The sequence below is a fragment of the Sphingobacterium puteale genome, from assembly GCF_050986225.1.
Lineage (GTDB): Bacteria > Bacteroidota > Bacteroidia > Sphingobacteriales > Sphingobacteriaceae > Sphingobacterium > Sphingobacterium puteale.
On sequence record NZ_CP158959.1, the window covers coordinates 1,288,201 to 1,310,588 of the forward strand.

A 22,388-nucleotide genomic window follows, 5' to 3' on the forward strand; every position below is an offset into this window, starting at 1 on the left:
AATCGGGACAAACCAGTCCTTTTTTTAATATGCTTTATTAAATTTAAGGTATTCCTTTTGAATACATTGAATGAACTCTCCGAGCGCACTGTTCTTACTTTTTATATTGGAAACCAAAATAACTTCTGTTTTGCTATCTATATCATCGAGTTTCATAATTTTTAATTTCAGATGGGGATACTGTTTTATCGTAGATGCAGGTACTACAGCTAATCCTAAGCCTTGTGATACCAATTCGAGGATCGAAGACATGGAATTGCTCTGGTGCACAATCTTGGGTTCAAATCCCATGCGATTACAAGTATTGATTGTTAAGCGATGGTATTCAGAGGCGTATTTTTGGTTGAAGGAGATGAAATTCTCGTTGAAAAAATTGATATCCTTGAAGTCTACTGCTGTGGATCCCACAATGACCATTGGGTCTTCGAACAGCGGTGTGATCAGGAGCTCGCTAGCGTATATGGGCGCACGCATAATTCCGAGATCCAATTTTCCGTTTTCTAACGCTGCTTTTTGTTTTTGTGTAGATGTCTCAAATAGGCTGACCCGTAGATAGGGGAATTTTTGCTGAATCTGTTTCAATACTGTTGCCAACATCTGTTTTGGTGTGGAACTGATATAACCTAATTTAAATTCCCCTGAGATATTGTTATGGATCTGTTTTGTGATTGTTTTGCTATGCTCTAAATTTTGAAGGATTTCGATGACCTCTTCCAAAAAGTATTTACCGGCTTCGGTCAGTTCCACCCTTTTGTTTGTTCTGAAGAAGAGAATAACACCAAGCTCATCTTCAAGATCTTTGATCTGTCTACTGAGCGGTGGTTGGGACATAAATAAACGCTCGGCTGCTCTTCCGAAGTGAAGCTCCTCGGCTACTGTTTTGAAATAAATAAGATGTCTGATTTCCATTGATACTTTTTTGGTATGAATCGATGACAAAATAAATATTTTTAATGAATTCGAGTTAACACTACCTTTAAATAATTAAAATTTATATGTCCTATCTTATCGGAAAAAGCCCGACATGCTTTTCAAAACGATCCGGATACGATGTAGTCATTGAAAGACAACAGAGCATAGTCAGCTCGTAAATAAATATATTACTATGAATAAAGCAACATTACAGGAGATTGAAACGCGATTTGACAAGGATGTTGAGCGGTTTGCTAATTTAGAGACGGGGCAGGCGACGACATTGGATGCCGTGTGGAATATGGAACTTATAACGGATGCAATTTCATCCCTTTACCCGGGGCTCGAGCAGGTATTGGATATTGGCTGCGGTGCAGGTAACTATGATGTCAAATTATTGCAAAAAGTCAGTTCCAATCCAGATGTTACCTTAGTTGATCTGAGTTTACCGATGTTAGAACGTGCTAAAGAACGTGTCGGAGCACTTACCAGTGGACGGGTACATCAGGTGAAAAGCGATTTTCGGCAGGCCGATCTGTCCGAGGGAAAATATGATGTAATAATTGCGACGGCGGTATTACATCATCTGCGGGACGATCAGGATTGGGAGACTGCATTCCAGAAACTTTTTAGATTACTCAAAAGTGGTGGTAGTGTATGGATTTTCGATCTAATCGAACAAAATAGTGCGCCTCTCCAGCAGCTGATCTATCGCGAAAAATATGGAGCCTACTTAACGAATTTGCAAAATGAAGCATATCGCGATTATGTCTTTGCCTATATCGAACATGAGGACACACCGAGGCCGTTGGTATATCAGCTTGAGCTATTGGCAAAAGTCGGATTTAAAGATATAGATGTATTGCATAAAAATTTGTGTTTTGCCTCTTTCGTCGCATTCAAATAGGATCCGCAATTGTTGCTGTCGTTGCTGAGGTTTTAGCAGGGGTAGAGATCTCTAAAAAAGAAATGAGAGTGAGTCCCTGACCGTGCTCTCCGGATGTGTAAATACTCTAAATAAAGGCGACAGAGACAGCGCGTAATAAGACAAAAAATAAGGCGATACGGGGAGTATCGCCATAAAATCACACTAACTATTAAAAAACCTATAGGACTAGGAATTTACAAATTCAATAAACCAATGTCTGTTTGATATCGCTTTTCTCTTCACTCATCTCGTCTTACGAGATATCAAAAAAATAATAAAATGTAATTATTAAGGTCAATACTTTAAAAAAACAAAGTATTTCCATTGGTTTACGTAAAGATATGTGTTTATTTTTTAAATACAAATAAAATTGACGAAAATTAAAAAAAATCTTATCATTTCAGCGTTTTCAAAAATTCTGTCCAGGCAACTTGATCCGTTTTAAATGTTAGATCTGCTGTCCTAAGCACAGGGACAGGAACCCATCGGAAAGACTGACGCTTATTGTCTTCCACTATCTCGTTCGGATCAAAGTCAAATGCCTTGGTGGTTGTTCTGATCTGAATGGCTGAAGTATTTTTGACCTGATAATAAATTGATATGATCTGGCTATCATTGAAACTTGATTTCTCGTAAAAATCAGTTGTATAGATATGTTTTACGACGTTAATGTCAAATGCGCACTCTTCTTGGTATTCTCTGATTAGGGCCTCTAATAGCCCCTCTCCATATTCTAATCCTCCGCCCGGAAATTTAGTAAATGAAACATTTTCCGTCCTTTCGTCACTGATCAGCACTTCTTCTTTCTCGTTGATCAATATTCCGTATACTCTTACGTTAAATGGAAACATTATTTATTCGCTGTTTATATAATCAAATTTTTTCTTTTACAATGGCATAAAGCCATTCTCAATCGCAAATTCATCCAATCCGATATAGGAATAATGTCTGGGCAGGAACCAGCCGATTGCTTCCATGATATCCGTGAATTCTTTTTCTGTCCTAAATTGATTGGCAACGATATTAAAGACCAGATCTTGGGACACTTTTTCTTCGTCTTTATAGTTACGTGCAATAAGCATAATTTTGGCGTTCTTTACACCATAATAATCCAAAAACTCGCGAAGTTGTGTCCGGACGTGACGCGGTAGGATGGTTTCCGATGGTTGACCAACTAATATTTCTTCATCTTTACCAATGGTGGTCTGTTCATTTTTTTGTGAAAAAATGCTCCGGTCAGTATAAAACTCGTCATTCAAGAAATAATTAACCAAATCTCCATAAGTAAAGATCCAATCCGGATTTCCATTTTGTGTATTGATGGCGATACCAAAACCTTTCGGCAATACAAAATCCTTCAAGCGGTTTTTGATGACGAAAGCCTGGAAATTTTGGTCCTTGGGCACACTTTCCAACTGAAAATAAGGAAATCCGTCCGGGCCGATCACAACTTCAGTTTCAGCAAGCTTTAGGGTGCATTCTGCTATGTTGTTTAAGAAAGTATCGCGCCATAATTCATCCCGCTCGTCAAAAGGAACCTCCATCAGATTATTCATGATGATGGTTTTTTCGAGATCCCCCAGGCGATTGTCGTTCGCATTATTACTATCGTCAAATAAATGTATTGTACTCATCTTGGACTGTGATTTTGTTAATTGCAGGTAAAAGTAAAAGAATAATTATAATTTAACGACGTTTTCTCGATTTTGATTGGCCTTTTCGGGTATTGCTTTGACTGCTGGACAGCATTTTTTCCCAACTCAATAAAAATGGATGCTGATCGTCAATCTGTATCTGTTTATTTAGTGCTAATTGTAGCTTTATCCATTTCTGATTGTCTTCTGCGTCGCAGAGTGTGATAGCCATGCCGTCAGCCTGAGAACGGCCTGTTCTTCCGATACGATGTGTGTATGTTTCAGGGGAGTCTGGTACTTCATAATTAATAATAGCTTCAAGATTTGGGAAATCTATGCCTCTTGCTAATAAATCCGTCGCTATTAATACCCTGTTTTCACTGCTTCTAAATTTACTGACGATATCCTCCCGTTGCTGTTGCGACTTATCGCCATATAGAGCGAGAGCCGAAATGCCATTTCGCTGAAGGTCTGTGACAATTCGTTCGGCAGCATGCACAGTACGTGTGAAAATAAGCACTTGTGAATTTATCCTGTTTTCAAGCAGATGTCGGATGAGATTTTTCTTGTCATTTTTATCAACGTACATCACATATTCGTGTATTTTTCCTTTTTTTAGTTGATTTTCTACGACGATTTCGATTGGATTTTTGAGTCTTTTCTGAACGATCTTATCCATTTCAGCTGTGCGAGTTGCCGATACGAAAATAGACTGTCTTTCCGTAGGAAGTGCCTGCATAATTTTATTGATTTCTAGTGCGAAACCCAGATCGAGCAGTTGATCAAATTCATCAATGACCAGGGTGTTTATCGATTTCAGATCAATAACCTGTTGTTCCAGAAAGTCAAGCAGTCTGCCTGGAGTAGCCAGGACCAGGTGAGCGTTAGGGTAGTCCGCAAGTTGGCTTTCGTAAGTTCCGCCACCATAAAAGCATGCGATACCGAGGCTGGTACCTTCAATCAGCTTAGCGATTCTATCTTTCGTTTGGATGCAGAGTTCACGTGTTGGAAGCAGAATAAGGACGGAGGCATGTTCCCTTTGACCCTTTTCTAATAAATGTTGAACGAGCGGAATGGCGAAAGCTTCGGTTTTTCCGGTGCCCGTAGGGGCAATCGCCAGACAATCTTTGCCATCCAATAGGGCAGGGATAACTCGTTCCTGGACAGCTGTTAGTACCGAAAGCTTCTGTTTTTCAATGTTCGAAAAAAGAAGCTTATTGAGTTGAAGTGCTGAAAAATTCACAGTAAAAAAATAAAATTAAAAAGAAGATCTATCGCAATCTCATGTTTACTATCTGTTGAGAGAAAAGAAAGTATAATTTCTGATCCCTATCGCTAGACTTTAATCCTTATGTATAATAATTAAAAATCTACAAAAATTAGGAATTTTTCTCAAAAAGTACTAATTTGAGAAATTAGAATATTCTATTTCAAATACGAACCATTGATTGTCAATTTATTTGACAAACACCAATTATATAGAATAATATTTTTGTTAAATTTGTTGAAACAAAAAAGAATATGCTTGATACTGCATTTGACCAAAACAATGAATCTATTTCCACTTTGAGCTTTGACGAGTTCAAAAAGATTATTGTGAATGATTATCGAACTGCCTTGGAGAGTCGTTACGTGAGTTTATTGGGACGTAAAGAAGTGCTTACCGGTAAGGCGAAGTTTGGTATTTTTGGCGATGGAAAAGAGTTGGCACAAATTGCGATGGCTAAGGTCTTCAGAAATGGCGATTGGCGGTCGGGATATTACCGTGACCAAACATTTATATTTGCTTCGGGCATCAGTGATGTTTACCGTTTTTTTTCTCAATTGTATGCACATCCGGATGTTGAGGCAGATCCTTCTTCCGCCGGTCGGCAAATGAACTGTCATTTTTCTACGCGGGTATTGGATGATCAGGGGAATTGGCTTGATCAAACCGTGCAGAAGAATTCCTTCTCAGATATATCCACCACAGGTGGGCAGATGGCGCGGGTGCTGGGACTCGGATTGGCCTCTAAATTGTATAAGCAAAACAGAAATTTGGATTATTTGTCCTATTTCTCGAATAAAGGAAATGAAGTTACCTTCTGTACCATAGGGAATGCCGCAACTTCGGAGGGGGTATTTTTTGAAGTTATCAATGCTGCCGGAGTGCATCAGATACCTACAGTTATTTCTATCTGGGATGATGGTTACGGAATTTCAGTGTCCAATGAAATACAGACCACGAAAGGTGATATTTCTGAAATCCTAAAGGGTTTTCAAAAAGAGGAGCTGACCAACGGAATCGAAATTTTCAAGGTCAGAGGTTGGGACTATGCGGGCTTGTGTGAAACTTACGAGCAGGCTGCCAGCATTGCAAGAGAAAAACATATCCCTTGTTTGATTCATGTGACCGAACTGACACAGCCACAAGGGCATTCCTCTTCGGGATCCCACGAGCGTTATAAATCTCAGGAACGCCTGCAGTGGGAAACGGACTTCGACTGTATCGCCAAAATGAAGGAATGGATTCAAAGTTCGGGCATTGCTACGGATGAAGAGTTGGATCAATTGGATCGTGAGGCCAAAGATTTTGTTCGTCAGGAACAAAAAAGGGCTTGGGCTGACTATATCAGAACGTTGACGCTGGAAGCAAAAGAAGCCATTGATTTATTGGCTCGAATTCCAAATGAGAAAGCGGACTTCGCAGCAAAAAAACTGCAATCGATGGTAGAACCTTCGTTGAAAGAGGTGTATGGACAGGTCCGGAAGATCTTGCATGAGCTAAAGGGAAAACAGACAGAAGGTCGTCAGGAATTGTTGAATTGGTATAAAGTTAAGCAGGAGATTAACGAGAAACGGTACAATTCGAAATTATTTACTGATGGTGTTGATTCTCCCTTCAATGTCCCTGCAGTAGCAGCGATTTATAATGAAGATTCTAAAATCGTGGATGGTCGGGAAGTGTTGAATCTTTGTTTTGAAGAAAATTTTCGACGTGATGAACGTTTATTGGCATTCGGGGAAGATGTGGGGAAAATAGGGGATGTCAACCAAGGATTTGCAGGTCTACAGGATAAGCTCGGTGCACATCGCGTATTTGATACCGGGATCCGCGAAAATTCAATTATCGGTAAAGGGATCGGATTGGCGATCCGTGGGTTAAAACCAATTGCTGAAATTCAATACTTAGATTATCTGATCTACGGTATCACGGTTGCCAGTGACGATTTAGCCAGCTTAAGTTACCGTACGTTCGGCGGACAAAAAGCACCGGTCATTATCCGTACCCGCGGACACCGACTGGAAGGTGTATGGCATTCGGGATCACCGATGTCTGTGATATTGGGCTCCTTAAGAGGATTGCATGTCTGTGTACCTCGTAATATGACACAAGCTGCTGGAATGTATAATACGCTTTTCCGCTCAGATGAACCGGCTATTGTCGTTGAATGTTTGAATGGATATCGCCTCAAAGAACGTTTGCCAGAAAATGTTGGTGAATTTACGGTGCCGATCGGTTATGCAGAGCGTATTAAAGAAGGACAAGATATTACGGTAGTCTCCTACGGTTCAACGTTACGCGTTGTCGAAGAAGCTGCTGTAGAATTGGAACGTCTTGGGGTATTTATCGAGATTATCGATGCCCAGACCTTGTTGCCGTTTGACAAAGCACAATTATGTGCGGAGTCTCTGAAAAAAACAAATAAGTTGTTAGTGGTAGATGAGGATGTACCCGGAGGTGCTGCCGCATTTATATTACAAGAAATACTTGAAAATCAAAATGGTTATTATTTGCTTGATAGCCAACCTCGGACATTGTCAGCAAAAGCGCACCGACCTCCTTATGGTTCGGATGGTGACTATTTTTCGAAGCCATCTTCGGATGATGTTGTCGAAACGGTATATGCAATCATGCATGAGGCTAATCCAGAAAAATATCCATCTATGTTTGAATAGATGGATATTTCTTGGGATCTGTTATTTTAGCGATACTATTCAAAGAGCTGCTTGCAAGAAGCTCTTTGAATAGTATTCTTTTTCAGGGGGAACGCTATTTTGTGTTTTTAAGTCCCTGAACTAACTGAATATGCTTGCGGCGCCAATCATGGCTGCCTTTTCCCCCAATATAGCTGTATGCATGGTGAATCTATTGAATTCTTCCCGGTCCGCGATAAAGATAGGAAGTGCTTTTGCGATGTTGCCACCAATAATAAAGATATTCGTCTGGTATTTTTCTTCAAAAAATTGCATAAAATCAAAGAGATGTGTTGCGTATTCATCCTTGATTGTTGTGAATGCAGCCGTTTCTCTATGATTGTCCAAGATTTCCTTTAAACCGGTGACATTTTTCCCTGTGATCTCTTTGAAGCGTTTGACAAACCATCTTGTCACAAGATATTCTTCAAAGATACTTTCCTTGTAAGGTGTATTCCATAGATCTGCATCGAAAGCTTTTTCGCCGTTATTCCATACGGCAGACCCTAAGCCAGTCCCCAATGTAATCCCGAGTATCCTCGGGTTGGTCTGAAGGTGCTGTACAAATATCTCCCCTTGTAGGAAAGCAGCTGCATCATTGATAAAGTGAATGGCGGTAGGCGGTAAACCCAGCTCAGCAGATAAAAGGCTTTTAATGTCTTGATCGTACAAGTTGTCGTACTTGCTTTGTCCTAACATTTTAGAAATCCCATTTTCATAGTCAAAAGGCCCCGGCATTGCTATGCCAATGAATTGAATAGCAGTGGGTGAGGTGGTCATACTATCCCGTATTGCGGAGGCCCAGGTGTGTAAAATCGTTTTAGCATCTCCTTGAGAAAAAACGTGGTTTCTGACCACGTTCTCTAAATGTATATTCCATTGTTTGGTGTCAATGATACAGGCGGAAATATGAGTGCCTCCAATGTCAACACCTACGACATAATTATCTTGCAGCATGTTTGTAACTTTGATGTTTAAGTAGATGATCCGCAATTACAAGTGCCGCCATGGCTTCTACAATAATTACCGCCCTCGAAACAACACAAGGATCATGTCTTCCCTTTCCACTTGCGATGGCCGGGTTGCCATGGATATCGACTGTTTCTTGATCTCTCATGATGGTGGCAACAGGCTTAAATGCTACTTTAAAAGTAATATCCATACCGTTTGATATACCGCCCTGTATTCCCCCGGAGAAATTGGTATGTGTATGCACTTGATTTAAATCATGGTCATCTGCTACAAATATATCATTATGTTCGGAACCTCGCAACTCCGAACCCGCAAAACCTGATCCATATTCGAATCCGTGTACGGCATTGATACTCATCATTGCTTTGGCGAGGTCAGCATGGAGTTTGTCAAATACAGGTTCTCCAAGTCCAACGGGAACATGTCTTATCACTGCCGAAATGCGTCCACCTACTGTATCACCAGCTTTTCTTACGGAATCTATAAATGCGACCATTTCATTGGCTGTGGCCGGATCAGCGCAGCGCGCGATATTGGATTCGCGTAGCTCAAGCAAGGCTTTAAGATCTTTGGTGTCCAAATTCGGAGCTTCGATCGTGCCTACACCGGAAACATGGGCAAAGATTTCAATGCCAAATTGTTGTAGAAAGCTCTTCGCAACAGCACCTGCAGCAACACGGGCAGCTGTCTCGCGGGCCGAGGAACGGCCACCGCCGCGGTAGTCACGGATGCCATATTTCATCTGGTAGGTGAAGTCCGCATGTGAAGGTCTGAAGATATCTTTAATGTGGGTATAGTCCTTGGAACGTTGATCTTCATTAGGTATAACAATGGCAATCGGTGTTCCGGTTGACTTGCCTTCGAATACGCCCGATAATATCTGAGCAGTATCGCTTTCTTTTCGTTGTGTGGTAATCCTGGACTGTCCGGGTTTCCGTTTATCTAGTTCAGACTGTATAAACTCTTCGTCTATCGTTATATTTGAGGGGCAACCATCAATAATTACACCGATCGCTTTACCGTGTGATTCACCAAAAGTGCTGATTCTGAATAAATCGCCAAATGAGTTTCCTGCCATAAAAATTAAATTTCAATAAACTTAGATAAATTTGCCTTTAAATGCAATGAAAACACTATCATAAAACCTTACTTTGTCAATTTTGATTATTTTAAATCATATCTACGTCCGTCTGCGGATAGTCTTCCTTTTGTCGTCATTAAAGCTATTAAAAGCGTGTATATAGGTTGTAAAAACCGGGAACTTATAATTATACTCTCCCGGTTTCTTTTAATATTAGTCGATGCTAAAAGATTGGGCCTGTAGATGTTTCCAGAAATCAGGATACGATTTTTCCACAACCATTGGCTCCGCAATCTTGATCTGGTCAAAAACCAATGCAAGGGGGGCAAAAGCCATTGCCATACGGTGATCCTCATAGGTATTAAAGGTCACGTCTTCTGGCCGGAATACCCCTGCTGTTTTAAGATGATAGGTTTCATTATCTGCGATCAGTTCAGCGCCAAATTTAGCTATTTCAGTCTGGAGAGCTGCAATTCGATCCGTTTCTTTGATCTTTAATGTTTCAAGACCTGTAAAGGAAACCTCACGCCCTAAAGCTGCCGCGACAACGACGACAGTCTGCGCAAGATCCGGGCATTCTTTGAAATCAAATAACGTTTTTTCCGAATCTATTGCTGTTTTATGAAGATGCAAGCCATCGGCTTCAAAACTGGATTGCACGCCAAAATGGGTCATGATATCGACAATTGCAATATCTCCTTGCAGACTGTCTTTTTTTAGTCCAGGTAAGACGATAGATGCTCCGTCTTCTGCCAGCGCTACAATAGCGTACCAGTAAGAAGCTGCACTCCAATCTGGCTCCACATAAATTGTGCTTTTTGAAAAAGTCTGCGGGGCAATATGTATTTCATTCGCTGTCCACTCATGCTGTATGCCTACGCTTTTTAGCATATCGAGGGTCATGGATACGTAAGGTCTGGAAGTCAGTTCGCCCTCAATTTCCAATGTGAGCCCCTTTTTCAATGCGGGAGCAATTAATAGTAGGGCAGAGATGTATTGGCTACTGATATTCCCTTTTATCCGGACACGGTCCTTCCCCTGAAATAAACCTCCGTCTATTTTTAGGGGCGGATAGCCGGATTTCTTCTCGTAATGAATGTCGGCGCCGATCTCCTTCATGGCATCAACCAATATACCGATTGGCCGTTGTTGCATGCGTTCGGTCCCCGTAAGGATAAAGTTTCCTTGAACAAGGTTGAGGTAGGCCGTTAAAAAGCGCATTGCTGTACCCGCCGGACCGATGTCAATCGTGTTGTAGCCAGGTTGAGGATCTGATGCGATCTGTAAGACACGGTTTAACGTCACCGTATCGGCAGCCTCGGAAAGGTTTGCTATATCAACTTGCCCCTTGCTCAACGAGCGGATAATAAGAGCACGGTTGCTCTCGGATTTTGATCCTGTCAGTTGAACCGTGCCTTTTATTTTTTTCGATGGATGCGTCAGCTTGATGACTTGTTGATTCATTATGCTTCGGCTGTTGGTTGTTCCTGTGAATTCATGACCGCATTTTGTTTACGGATAGATTCGTTGTGAATTAATTCTAGGAATTTTGTTGCAAATTCACTGCCCAAAGATAGCGCTTCAGCAAGTTTTGTGCGTTTTTGAACAATCTCATCCCAACGGTTTACCTGTAAGATCGTCACATTGTTATCGCGTTTGTATTCACCGATTTTCTCTGCAATTTTCATCCGCTCACCGATTTTTTGGATAATTAAGTCATCCAATTTGTCAATGTTACTACGCAATTCGGCTAATTTATCCTCGAATGAAGGGTTGTTAGAATCAGCTTTACGTAATGTCAAATGATTGATCAACTCTGCTAGGGCTGCTGGTGTAACCTGTTGCTTGGCATCTGTCCATGCAACAGAAGGATCAATATGTGATTCAATGATCAAACCTTGCATATCCATATCCATAGCTTTTTGGGCGATGTACGGTAGCAATTCACGGTTACCACAGATGTGGCTAGGGTCATTGATGATCGGCAAATTAGGGCAAGCAGTTTTTAACTGGATGGCTAAATCCCACATCGGTTCATTACGGAATGCTGTTTTCTCGTAAGAAGAGAAACCGCGGTGGATCGCACCTAATTTTTTGATACCAGCACGATTGATACGCTCCAAAGCACCGATCCATAACGATAAATCAGGGTTAACAGGGTTTTTGACGAAAACAGGTACATCTACGCCCTGTAGTGCATCAGCAATTTCTTGTACCGTGAATGGATTTGCAGTGGAACGTGCACCTACCCAAAGTACATCAACACCAGCTGCCAAAGCTTCTTCGACATGTTTTGCTGTTGCAACCTCTGTAGCTGTTAATAAACCTGTTTCTTCTTTCGCTCTCTTCAACCACTCCAGACCAATGGAACCGATACCTTCAAATTCGCCCGGACGCGTACGTGGCTTCCAGATTCCTGCACGTAAAATATTTACTTTTCCAGTATTTGCCAATAGGTGTGCTGTAGATACCAATTGTTCTTCTGTCTCTGCACTACAAGGGCCTGCGATAATTAAAGGCTTGTCTCCAGTATCCAACCATGATTTCAAAGGAGTGATTTCTAATGTATTTTTCATCGGAATAAATTTTTAAAAGTATTTGAGTCTGTTAAGCTGTTAAGCTTGTTTTGTAAGTTTTTATAGCTCCAACAGATTCAGGGTAAGTTGATTGTTTTATAAGTATTAATTTGTTGATTATAGTTTCTCGTTTTTGATGTACTCGCCCATAATATTGAAATTGACACTATGTTTGAGTACTTTTCGGATCGCAGCTTCATAGTCTGATTGTTTTTTCCATTCAACATCAACGAAAAAGTCATATTCGTTGCGTTTTCCGATAACAGGCATAGACTGAATCTTGCTCAGGTTGATATTTTGCTCAGCAAAACACTGTAAAATTGTCGCTAAGGAACCAACAGTATTTCCCGTTTGGAACGATAAGGATGCTTTATTCGCATTTTTATGTTCAACCACCTCATTCGAAAGAACTAAAAAACGTGTTGCATTCTTTTTATTGGTTTCGATTCTTTTTTCTAAAATCTCAAGACCGTAAATCTCTGCAGCCAAGGTACCCGCAATAGCAGCGGTATCAGTCAATTTCCGCTCAGCAATCATCTTTGCTGTGGCCGCGGTGTCTGACCCTTCGGTAATACGTACACCTTCCAGCTCCGAAAGAAATTCTTCGCATTGACGGATGGCGATCGGATGTGATTCGATATGCTTGATGTCTTTCAATTTTACACCCGGTAATACCATCAGATTCTGTTGAATGTTGAGATAGACTTCACCTGTGATATGAAATTTATAATCCCGAAGCAGATTGTAGTTTGGTAATAGGCTACCCGCAATCGAATTCTCGATCGCCATAACAATGTAATCTACTTTTCTTTGCTTAAGCAATTCACAGGTTTTTTTGAATGAATCACATTCAACAATCTCGACTTCGCGTCCAAAATATTTAAATGCTGCTTCCTCGTGAAATGAAGCTTTTGCTCCTTGTATCGCAATTTTTAAACTCATTTTTTTTGTTACTATTTTGCCCTTAAACAAGAAAGAGTCCCGATGATCTAAACCGGGACTCTTTCTTGTTATATTTTAATGTATACACAATCTAATCCCGGCTCTTATTTTTAAAATAAAAGAAGTTAAAATAGAAATATGTATATGATCTGTTCATCCTTGTGTTGTTTGACATTTCAAATGTACGAATGTTTTTGGAATATCAAAGAAAAAATAATTTTTTTCATATAAAATATATCATTTATAGGTGTGTTTTTGGTTATTTTTTTTGCTTTTTTTTGTGTTAAAAATAAATGTTTTTTTTAGGTTTTTTGAAGTTGTTTGTTTTTGTAATCTTCTTTTATATAGGCTTTTATTGTTTTTGTTATCTCTTTTATGTCTGTTTTTTTTAATGATTTTTTAATAAAAAAAGCATGTTTAAAACAGCTATTTTTTTAGTGTTTTTTTTATTGAAAATACCGTTTTTTTTTGTTGAAATATGGAGTACTTTATAGGTTGTTTGCTGAAAAAGTATTTTATTACCTTTGCCCAAATTTGATTTTTATGCTAAAGCGATTTAATTTTTTGGTGAGTACCGCGATTATCTGTTTCTTGTTTTTAGGTTTTTCTTATAAAGGGGAGGAGCGGTATGTGAAAGTGAGACGTGTAATAGACGGGGATACCTTTGTGATTGAAAATGGTAGCAAAAAAGGAGAACGGGTACGCTTGATCGGGATTGATGCTCCCGAAACAAGGAAGACAGCACGTAAAGAGGTTGGTTACTATGGCATGGAGGCAAAAGAATATCTAAAAACTTTGTTGACCGGAAAAAATGTGAAGCTGGTATTTGATGTCGGTAAAAAGGATCGTTATGGAAGACTTCTTGCTTATGTGTATCTTCGGGAGAAATTTGTTAACGCGGAGCTGATCGAGCAGGGCTATGCGGTGACCTACACCTTGGCGCCGAATGTTCAGTATGCTGATTTTTTTGTGAAATTAGAACGACAGGCCCGTCAGGCTAAGCGTGGACTTTGGAAGTAATTTAGTAACAGAACAATGATTTTTGTCCTTATAAGTGTTATCTGTAGTGTCACTGTAGCCGTATTGTTAAAACTGGCGAAACAGTATGGCGTGGAAACAAAACAAGTGATCGTTTGGAATTATCCGATGGCGGTTGCTTTGACCTACTTTATATTACGGCCCCAAATAAAGGAAATTAGCTTGACGACCTTACCATTCCCGCTGTATGCGGCATTGGCTGTCCTGTTACCGGGGATGTTTGTATTTATTGCACTATCTATCCGTTACAGTGGTTTGGTAAAAACAGAGGTGGCTCAGCGGCTGTCTTTATTTATTCCCCTACTGGCAGCGTTTTTTCTATTCCAGGAAAAGCTACAGGGAAACAAGCTGTTGGGGATAGGGATAGGTCTATTGGCGATTATATGTTCCATCGGTTGGCGGAAATCTCTTCCTACAATAACGCAGTCAAATGCAAAGTATAGAAATGGCCTCTACCCATTGCTTGTTTTTATTGGTATGGGGATTATTGATATCCTCTTTAAACAGGTGGCATTGCATGTGACGATACCTTATGTCAGTTCGATGTTTATTATATTTGTTATGGCCATGCTGATCGCATTTGGTTTATTAGGTTATTTTATCTTCGTTGACAAGCAGACCTTTTCACCTAAAGCAGTCGTCTATGGTCTAATTTTAGGTGCTTTCAATTTTTGTAATATATTATTTTATATGAAAGCCCATCGGGCATTGCCTGAAAACCCTTCCATCGTATTCACCGGGATGAATATTGGTGTTATCTCGCTGGGTGCTTTGGTCGGTGTACTATTTTTTAAAGAAAGACTCTCATGGTTGAATTACCTCGGGATAGTTCTTTCCATTGTTTCAGTTTTAATTATCGCATATCAGTGAGTTTATTTGAAGATACTTATCGGACGATCGATGCAAACTATGAGGGAATTTTTAGAGATAAGGGAAGTAAATTTATCGCTTATGCATTTCCTTTTAAATCTGAGGAGAAATTAAAAGATGTTTTACAGGAAGTGAAATCCCTGCATCCGAAGGCAAGACACCACTGCTGGGCCTATCGGCTGACTCCGGATCGGAATGTCTTTCGGATAAACGATGACGGTGAACCCTCTGGGACTGCAGGGCGTCCTATTTTAAATGCTTTGCTCTCGGCAGATATTACAAATATAATCGTCGTTGTTGTCCGTTATTTCGGTGGAACCCTATTGGGTGTACCAGGCTTGATTAATGCTTATAAATCGGCTACACAGGATGCCTTGGACCAAGCTCAGATCATCGAACGTACAGTTAACGATAGCTATGGGTTGACCTTTGATTATCTAAATATGAATGATGTTATGCGTATTATTAAGGAAGAAGGACTGGAAATCGAAAAGCAGGAATTTGACAATAATTGCTATCTGGAATTTGAGGTACGTAAAATGCAGGTGAACCGTGTCGTGGAACGTTTTTCCAAAATTGAAGGTTGTCAATTGAATTATTTAAGAACGATATGATAAACAATTCAGAACTCATTTTGAATTCAGATGGAAGTATTTACCATTTGAATTTATTGCCGGAGGACTTAGCCCATACGATCATTACGGTAGGAGACCCGGACCGTGTCGCCAAGGTGTCGAAATATTTTGACCGTATTGAACTCAAAAAAGGGAAGCGTGAGTTTATCACCCATACGGGATATATTGGTGCCAAACGGCTGAGCGTGATCTCTACGGGTATAGGTACAGATAATATCGATATCGTATTGAATGAATTGGATGCTTTGGTGAACATCGATTTTCAGCGTAGGGAAGTAAGGAGCGAACTGACCGTTTTGGAAATCGTGCGTATCGGTACTTCCGGTGCTGTACTGACGGATGTTGAAATGGGAAGTATATTGGCTTCGGAATATGGGGTTGGCTTTGATGCATTGATGCAGTTCTACCAAAAACCTTATGATGAAATTGAATTGAATATCCAGCAGGCTCTAATTCGTTATTTTCCACAGTTAAGTTTAAAACCTTATGTAGCACGTGCCGGAGAGCGATTATTGGACCGAATTGCTTTCGATCTACCTAAAGGGATAACGTTGACGGCACCGGGATTTTATGCGCCACAGGGACGTTGTCTACGATCAGACAATACGATCCCGGATCTGATTTCTTTGATAAATTCATTTCGGCATAACGATTTCCGTTTGACCAATCTGGAAATGGAAACTGCCGGTATCTATGCGCTGGCGAACATGTTCGGTCATCAGGCTTTATCCATTAATGCCATTTTAGCAAGTAGGGTAGCGGGAGAATTTTCTGCAGATCCTGAAGCGGTCGTGGAAAAGGCGATTCAACTGGTACTGGAAAGGATTTAGTAAAATCTCTCCCAGTACCAACTGCAAACTATACGACTCCTTTTCTATTGGAGTCAAATTTGAGCATGATAAAGAGCAGTATCGTGAAACTCCAGAGTGAAGAGCCTCCATAGCTGACAAAAGGTAATGGAATTCCAATGACAGGGATGATTCCTATAGTCATTCCGATATTGATAAACAAGTGAAAAAATAGGATGGAGGCCACGCCGTAAGCGTAGATGCGGGCAAATGCCGAACGCTGTCGCTCCGCGATATGAATGATACGCAAGAGTAAGGTGAGATAGATTGTTATCAGTGTTACTGAACCGACAAATCCCCATTCTTCCCCTACGGTACAGAAGATAAAATCTGTACTCTGTTCGGGAACAAAATTATACTTGGTTTGTGTGCCCTGTAAGTAGCCCTTGCCCCAAAATTGACCTGAACCAATGGCAATTTTAGACTGGTTCAAATTATAGCCCTTTCCTCGGAGGTCTTGCGTTTTGCCAAGAATGATATCGATCCGATCACGTTGGTGTGGTTGCAATACATGGTCGTAAACCAAGTCGACGCATAGTATAAACGCGGTACAGGCAGCGAAAAGAATACTTAAATTAATGATGTATTTCCTCTTTTTTCGGAAACTCCACATAAAAAATCCAATGATAAGGGCTAATACCAAGATTAATATCCACGGGTTGAACAGCAAAGCCAAAACGAAAAGCAAAATACACAGTCCACCGAATATCAATAACTCGTTGTTTACATACCCTTCACGGTAAAATACGAAAATTAAGGAAAAGAAAGCCAATGCAGATCCCGTGTCGGGCTGTAGCATAACCAAGAATACAGGAAATAGTACAATACCTGCGCCCATGGCCAAGGTTTGCATAGTGGGTGCTTTATTGCTTTGGGCGCTTAAAAAATTGGCCAGCAACAGACAGGTTGAAAGTTTGGCAAACTCGGACGGTTGCAGCCGGAAGAATCCCAAATCAATCCAGGCCTGATTTCCACCTACATTTCGGCCCACAACCAAAACAATAACAAGTAAGATGGCCGTTATTCCGTAGAATATCGGCGAAGCTGAACTGAAAAACTTGGCATCTATAATCAAAATGGATATACCTAATATAATCGCCGAAACAAGATACAAAGACTGTTTTCCATAGTTGGTCCCCAAGCTGAAGAAACCGGGCATATCTGGATTAAAAACAGCCGCACGGATATTGAAAAGACCGATTATACACAACGAAAGCCAAAGCATGATTGTCAGCCAATCAATTTTTCCAAAGAAACTATTTTTTTGATTATTCATATCTTCTCTTTACCTCGCTATGGTGAACAATTGTTTCCTTTGGTTTTACCAGGGCTGCCACTTGACGCTTTGCTTTAACAGTATCTGTTTTTGATTTGATCGAATCCGCCTTCTTGACATCTTTACTTTTGGGATCTATTACTTTTTTTGGCGCCGGGAGAAAGTTTGCTTTATAGATCCGATCCTGAATATATTTTGGTGCCGTAATGGTATCTTTTAAGTATTTCTCCACCATCATGCTGGCGATTGGGCCAGCCCAAGTGCCGCCATAACCTGCATTTTCAACAAATACCGCTATGGCAATTTTAGGATTTTCCCGCGGGGCAAATGCGAAAAATACGGCGTGATTTTCACCATGTGGATTTTGTGCCGTACCTGTTTTTCCGCACATTTCAATCCCGGGAATACGATTTGACCAAGCTGTACCTTCAGGTGTGTTTACGGCATCACTCATCCCCTGGATCACGACAGGATAATATCGTTCATCCACCCCAGCGCTTATCTTTTCCGTGAATTCCTTTTTGGCGATTTTTTGCGCACCGATTCCTTTAATAAGGTGGGGTCTATAATAAAAGCCTCTATTCGCGACAATAGCCATGATATTGGCCATTTGTAATGGCGTGATGCCCATTTCACCTTGTCCAATGGATAAAGAGATATTAAAACTTGAACGCCACTTGTCATTGCCGTAACGTTTTGTATAAAACTCCGATGTAGGCAATAAACCTGCTTTCTCCCCAGGTAGATCTATCCCTAATTTGTGTCCGATTCCAAACTGTGTGACTGCATTTCGCCAGAGGTCGTAAGCTTTCGGGCCGGAAAGACCACGGCCATCGATCATCTTTGCATAAGTAAACCCGTAGTATGTGTTACAGGAAACAGCGACAGAACGTTGTAAGGTCGTTGATCCATGATAGTGGGTACAGCCCATCCAGCCACGTCCACCACCATAGCTATAACCGTGCGGACAGAAAAATACCGTATTGCGGTCGATTACTCCGGCTTGTTGCGCCGTTAAGGCCGAAACGACCTTAAAAACAGAACCTGGAGGATAGGATGCTTGAATGGGGCGGTTAAAAAGGGGCTTGGTCTCATCGTTCAGCAATTTCATGTAATTGTTGCCCACCTGACGGCCAACCATCAGATTCGGATTGTAACTTGGACTACTCACATAAGCCAGGATTTCTCCTGTTGCCGGTTCAATGGCAACGATGGAACCTAATTTATTTTTCATGAGGTTTTCACCTAATATTTGTAGATCCTTGTCCAAGGAGGAAACCAAACCTTCACCGGCCACGGCCAAGGTGTCATATTTACCCTCCATAAATATACCTTTAGGACGATTCAATGCATCCACCATTAAGTTGTTAACACCTCTTTTCCCCCGGATCAGATCTTCATATGAACGTTCAACACCACTTCTGCCGATATAGTCGCCACTACGGTAAAATCCATTCGATCGCTCAATATCTTTATCATTTACCTCACTGACATAACCTAAAAATTGAGCAGCAATACTATCGGGATAACTCCGGATCGTTCTCTTTTGTACATAAAACCCGCGAAACTGATATTGATATTCCTGATACTGAGCCCAAGTCCGGACAGATAGCTGTTTTTCAAAAATTGATGCCCTGTACGGGGAGTGTGCCCTAGCTTTATCCATTCGTTTAATAAAGCCTTCTTTGTCGATCTCGATTAATTTGCAAAACAGAGCAGTATCAATTTCTTTCACCTCGCGTGGCGTTACCATCAAATCATAGACAGGCTCATTTTGTACCAATACCTTACCCTTGCGGTCCAAAATTACACCCCTTGCAGGGTAAACAATGACCTTGCGCATGACATTGCTATTGGCTGAATGTATATAGGAATCGTCAATGATCTGTAAATAAAATAGGCGGGCGACCAAAGTCAGCGCAATGGCAACAAAGATTCCGGAAACGACGTACTTGCGAGCAAAAAAACTATTCATAGAAATAAATTTCTATCCATCGATCTACTACAACCGATCTTTCTTTTTGTAGAATAATATGCTAAATAATAGCATGATAATTACTGTAAATATACAACTTAAAACAATACTGAGCAGTGTGTATTGAATATGTTGAAAGGAGAAAGATTCCAGCAGATACAGGAAAGTATGGTGAATCAATGTACCGAAAAAGATATAGGAAAAAAACCATCTCACATTCATCAATCCCAACATTGGGGTAAGAAAGGAGTCCCGTTCCTCCACTTCAAGCGTGATTTTCATAAAGAAAATGCGGAAGGCCGCCAGGGCTACACATGCGGCAGTATTGACCCCCAGCGTATCGTAAAAAGAATCTACCGTTAGTCCCGTTAGAAATGCGATCAGGTACACCAGAAAATTAGGTGTTCCCGTTGGTAGCAAGAAGACAAACAAAATATAAGGAAACGCTGCAACCAAGTTGTAATAACCGATATTTTGGAACAAAAATACCTGCATTCCAATCAAGACGATAAATCGAATAATGTTAAATATTAAAATCCTAGCCATTGTCCTTAGTCGATTCCTCCAATGTTTTTAATTCATTACTTAATAAATCTTTTACGACATATACATGTTGTAGATTGGAGAAATTGGTGCTTAAAAGAATGCGAAGATCCAAGAACGCATCCCCGGATGAAATACCCGTTTGAATAACTGTCCCTACAAAAATGCCCTTTGGAAAGTGTCCTGAATATCCAGAGGTATAGACTTTATCGCCTTTGTTTACTTTGATATGATTGGGAATTTCCTTCACTGTTGCGGCACGATAATCTATATTGTTGCCCCAAACTAAAGATCCAAAGACTTCACTATGGCCCAAGGTTACTGATATGCGGGTATCGGGATGTAGAAGGGACTGTACTGTTGAAAAATTCGGCGAAACGTTTAATACGATACCAACAACACCATTGGGTGCGATGACCCCCATTCCTTTTTCTATCCCATCTTTACTGCCCTTATCCAGGGTAATTGTATTCGCTTTTTGATGGATACTATTGTTGATTACATTTGCAATTAGAAATTGGTAACGGCCGAATTCGCTGCTGTCCATAACCGGCACAGGGCCAATTTTAATACTGTCGGTCGATTTATATGCCTGGAGGTCTTTCCGTAACTGAGCGTTTTCTTTTGCTAATGCATCATTTGTCTCCCCTAGATGTAAATAGCTTTTCCAGGAGTTTATCTTTGCATAAAGACTACCGATTACATGATTGGAAGAGTTTAACACAGAATTGCGTTGAAACGAATTGTTGGTAATAATCATAAATAATGAGAATCCAAAAAATAGGATAAACCAAAAGAATGCATTATATCGTCTCAGGAATAACCAAAGGTTTCTCATTTTTTATTGCGGGTATTTAATAAGCAAGCGATATAATAGTTTTGCATATTATATCGCTCTTTAATAAAATCTTGTTAATTATCGAACGTTAATTATTGCATCAAGAATTTGAATCGGCCAATATTTTTAAGCGCAATACCGGTGCCTCTGACAACAGCACGAAGGGGATCTTCGGCAATGTGTACTGGAAGTTTTGTTTTCGCTTGAATACGACGATCTAAACCACGTAATAACGCACCGCCACCAGTCAGGTAGATACCTGTTTGATAGATATCGGCAGATAGCTCCGGTGGCGTAATTTCAAGTGCTTTTAAGATGGCTTCTTCGATTTTAGAAATTGATTTATCCAAACAATGGGCAATTTCTGTATAAGAAACCGTAATCTGTTTAGGGACACCTGTCATGAGGTCACGACCTTGTACAGCAAAATCTGCAGGTGGCTCCTGTAACTCAGGAAGTGCTGCCCCAACTTCAATCTTAATCTTCTCCGCAGTACGTTCACCGATCATGATATTATGTTGTCTACGGATGTATTGAACAATGTCAGAGTCAAAGTTGTCGCCTGCTACGCGGATGGATTGATCACAGACGATACCAGATAGTGCGATGACCGCAATTTCTGTCGTCCCGCCACCAATATCTATAATCATGTTACCCATCGGTTCTTCCACGTCGATGCCAATACCTACAGCAGCAGCCATTGGTTCGTGGATCAGATAAACTTCTTTGGCTCCGGCGATCTCCGCAGAATCACGTACAGCTCTTTTTTCCACCTCAGTGATACCCGATGGAATACAGACCACCATGCGTAAAGATGGGAAAAACCAACTCTTACCATTGTTGACCAATTTTACCATCCCTCTGATCAAATGTTCAGCAGCCGTAAAATCAGCAATTACTCCATCACGTAAAGGTCGTACCGTTTTTATATTGTCGTGTGTTTTACCTTCCATTTGCATGGCCTGTCGACCGATGGCAATCACTTTGTTTGTGGTGCGGTCAAATGCAACAATAGAAGGCTCATCCACTACTACTTTGTCATTATGAATTATTAGGGTATTTGCAGTACCCAAGTCAATCGCAACTTCTTGCGTAAACCAATTAAATAAGCCCATTTGCTAATTCTTAAGCTATTTTAAAATAATATGCAAACCTACACAAAAAAAATTAATCTTTTTGAGGTTATACATCAAAAAAAACTATATTCTGCAAGTAAATTCTATCTGGAAAAAACCGTTTCTAAATTTAACGAATATAATCTACAATTGTTACTTCTTGTGCTAACTTATTTTTTATTGGATGCAATACGAAATGTGAATTAAAAATGTGTCTTTGAAATATTTGCCATCTAAATAAGTGCTGA

The 22,388-nt window shown here is 40.4% G+C and carries 20 protein-coding genes; 6 read left to right on the plus strand and 14 right to left on the minus strand.

Annotation, left to right across the window (positions count from 1 at the left end; genetic code table 11):
• Positions 1–24: 24 nt before the first annotated feature.
• Positions 25–909 (minus strand): LysR family transcriptional regulator, encoded by an 885-nt coding sequence (locus ABTV71_RS05340; RefSeq protein WP_121126464.1) that lies wholly within the window; start codon positions 907–909, stop codon positions 25–27.
• Positions 910–1,105: 196 nt separating this feature from the next.
• On the opposite strand from ABTV71_RS05340, the gene ABTV71_RS05345 reads away from it, so the two are divergent.
• Entirely contained in the window at positions 1,106–1,819 is a 714-nt protein-coding gene (locus ABTV71_RS05345; protein ID WP_433902428.1) for a class I SAM-dependent methyltransferase, read from the plus strand.
• A 416-nt stretch (positions 1,820–2,235) separates the two neighbouring features.
• On the opposite strand, the gene ABTV71_RS05350 is transcribed toward ABTV71_RS05345, so the two are convergent.
• The 3 genes from ABTV71_RS05350 to ABTV71_RS05360 are packed head-to-tail and all read right to left on the minus strand — an operon-like array spanning position 2,236 to position 4,717.
• Positions 2,236–2,691 carry an NUDIX domain-containing protein gene (locus tag ABTV71_RS05350; RefSeq protein ID WP_433902429.1) on the minus strand — a complete coding sequence of 152 codons (456 nt, stop codon included), beginning with the start codon at positions 2,689–2,691 and terminating at the stop codon, positions 2,236–2,238.
• A gap of 36 nt (positions 2,692–2,727) precedes the next feature.
• The gene (locus ABTV71_RS05355; protein WP_433902430.1) at positions 2,728–3,474 is read right to left on the minus strand and encodes a hypothetical protein; all 747 of its coding nucleotides are present in this window, start codon (positions 3,472–3,474) and stop codon (positions 2,728–2,730) included.
• A 52-nt stretch (positions 3,475–3,526) separates the two neighbouring features.
• Positions 3,527–4,717, minus strand: coding sequence for a DEAD/DEAH box helicase (locus ABTV71_RS05360; protein WP_433902431.1), 1,191 nt, complete (start codon positions 4,715–4,717; stop codon positions 3,527–3,529).
• 278 nt (positions 4,718–4,995) lie between these two features.
• On the opposite strand from ABTV71_RS05360, the gene ABTV71_RS05365 reads away from it, so the two are divergent.
• Entirely contained in the window at positions 4,996–7,413 is a 2,418-nt protein-coding gene (locus ABTV71_RS05365; RefSeq protein ID WP_433902432.1) for an alpha-ketoacid dehydrogenase subunit alpha/beta, read from the plus strand.
• Positions 7,414–7,533: 120 nt separating this feature from the next.
• Here ABTV71_RS05365 and ABTV71_RS05370 read toward each other — a convergent pair whose 3' ends face one another.
• The 5 genes from ABTV71_RS05370 to ABTV71_RS05390 all read right to left on the minus strand — a co-directional run bounded on the left by ABTV71_RS05370 (position 7,534) and on the right by ABTV71_RS05390 (position 13,002).
• On the minus strand, positions 7,534–8,388 hold the full coding sequence (locus tag ABTV71_RS05370; RefSeq protein ID WP_433902433.1) for an ROK family protein: 855 nt from the start codon (positions 8,386–8,388) through the stop codon (positions 7,534–7,536).
• Positions 8,375–9,481, minus strand: coding sequence for a chorismate synthase (aroC, locus tag ABTV71_RS05375; protein WP_121126457.1), 1,107 nt, complete (start codon positions 9,479–9,481; stop codon positions 8,375–8,377). Before aroC ends, ABTV71_RS05370 begins: the two co-directional genes overlap by 14 nt.
• Positions 9,482–9,697: 216 nt before the next feature.
• Complete coding sequence (aroA, locus tag ABTV71_RS05380) at positions 9,698–10,948, minus strand: 3-phosphoshikimate 1-carboxyvinyltransferase (protein ID WP_433902434.1); 1,251 nt, start codon at positions 10,946–10,948, stop codon at positions 9,698–9,700.
• Positions 10,948–12,060: a chorismate mutase gene (locus ABTV71_RS05385; RefSeq protein ID WP_121126455.1), complete on the minus strand. Its 1,113-nt coding sequence runs from the start codon at positions 12,058–12,060 to the stop codon at positions 10,948–10,950. The genes aroA and ABTV71_RS05385 overlap by 1 nt, the downstream gene beginning before the upstream one ends.
• A 117-nt stretch (positions 12,061–12,177) precedes the next feature.
• Positions 12,178–13,002 (minus strand): prephenate dehydratase, encoded by an 825-nt coding sequence (locus ABTV71_RS05390; protein ID WP_108636938.1) that lies wholly within the window; start codon positions 13,000–13,002, stop codon positions 12,178–12,180.
• A 543-nt stretch (positions 13,003–13,545) separates the two neighbouring features.
• Here ABTV71_RS05390 and ABTV71_RS05395 point away from each other — a divergent pair.
• From ABTV71_RS05395 to ABTV71_RS05410, 4 genes are read left to right on the plus strand one after another with little or no spacing between them, the layout of a single operon-like run.
• Positions 13,546–14,022, plus strand: a complete 477-nt coding sequence (locus tag ABTV71_RS05395) for a thermonuclease family protein (protein WP_121126480.1) — start codon at positions 13,546–13,548, stop codon at positions 14,020–14,022.
• 15 nt (positions 14,023–14,037) lie between these two features.
• Positions 14,038–14,910, plus strand: coding sequence for an EamA/RhaT family transporter (locus tag ABTV71_RS05400; protein ID WP_433902435.1), 873 nt, complete (start codon positions 14,038–14,040; stop codon positions 14,908–14,910).
• On the plus strand, positions 14,907–15,524 hold the full coding sequence (locus ABTV71_RS05405; protein ID WP_077437423.1) for an IMPACT family protein: 618 nt from the start codon (positions 14,907–14,909) through the stop codon (positions 15,522–15,524). The genes ABTV71_RS05400 and ABTV71_RS05405 overlap by 4 nt, the downstream gene beginning before the upstream one ends.
• Positions 15,521–16,375, plus strand: a complete 855-nt coding sequence (locus ABTV71_RS05410) for a nucleoside phosphorylase (RefSeq protein ID WP_433902436.1) — start codon at positions 15,521–15,523, stop codon at positions 16,373–16,375. Before ABTV71_RS05405 ends, ABTV71_RS05410 begins: the two co-directional genes overlap by 4 nt.
• 28 nt (positions 16,376–16,403) lie before the next feature.
• Here ABTV71_RS05410 and rodA read toward each other — a convergent pair whose 3' ends face one another.
• The 5 genes from rodA to ABTV71_RS05435 all read right to left on the minus strand — a co-directional run bounded on the left by rodA (position 16,404) and on the right by ABTV71_RS05435 (position 22,140).
• Positions 16,404–17,669 (minus strand): rod shape-determining protein RodA, encoded by a 1,266-nt coding sequence (gene rodA, locus ABTV71_RS05415; RefSeq protein WP_121126451.1) that lies wholly within the window; start codon positions 17,667–17,669, stop codon positions 16,404–16,406.
• A complete protein-coding gene (gene mrdA, locus ABTV71_RS05420; protein WP_121126450.1) occupies positions 17,662–19,644 on the minus strand; it encodes a penicillin-binding protein 2 in 1,983 nt (660 codons plus the stop codon). Before mrdA ends, rodA begins: the two co-directional genes overlap by 8 nt.
• 27 nt (positions 19,645–19,671) lie before the next feature.
• Entirely contained in the window at positions 19,672–20,190 is a 519-nt protein-coding gene (locus ABTV71_RS05425) for a rod shape-determining protein MreD (RefSeq protein ID WP_104385799.1), read from the minus strand.
• Positions 20,183–21,025: a rod shape-determining protein MreC gene (gene mreC / locus ABTV71_RS05430; protein WP_433902437.1), complete on the minus strand. Its 843-nt coding sequence runs from the start codon at positions 21,023–21,025 to the stop codon at positions 20,183–20,185. Before mreC ends, ABTV71_RS05425 begins: the two co-directional genes overlap by 8 nt.
• 92 nt (positions 21,026–21,117) lie before the next feature.
• Positions 21,118–22,140 carry a rod shape-determining protein gene (locus tag ABTV71_RS05435; protein ID WP_028071379.1) on the minus strand — a complete coding sequence of 341 codons (1,023 nt, stop codon included), beginning with the start codon at positions 22,138–22,140 and terminating at the stop codon, positions 21,118–21,120.
• Positions 22,141–22,388: the final 248 nt, after the last annotated feature.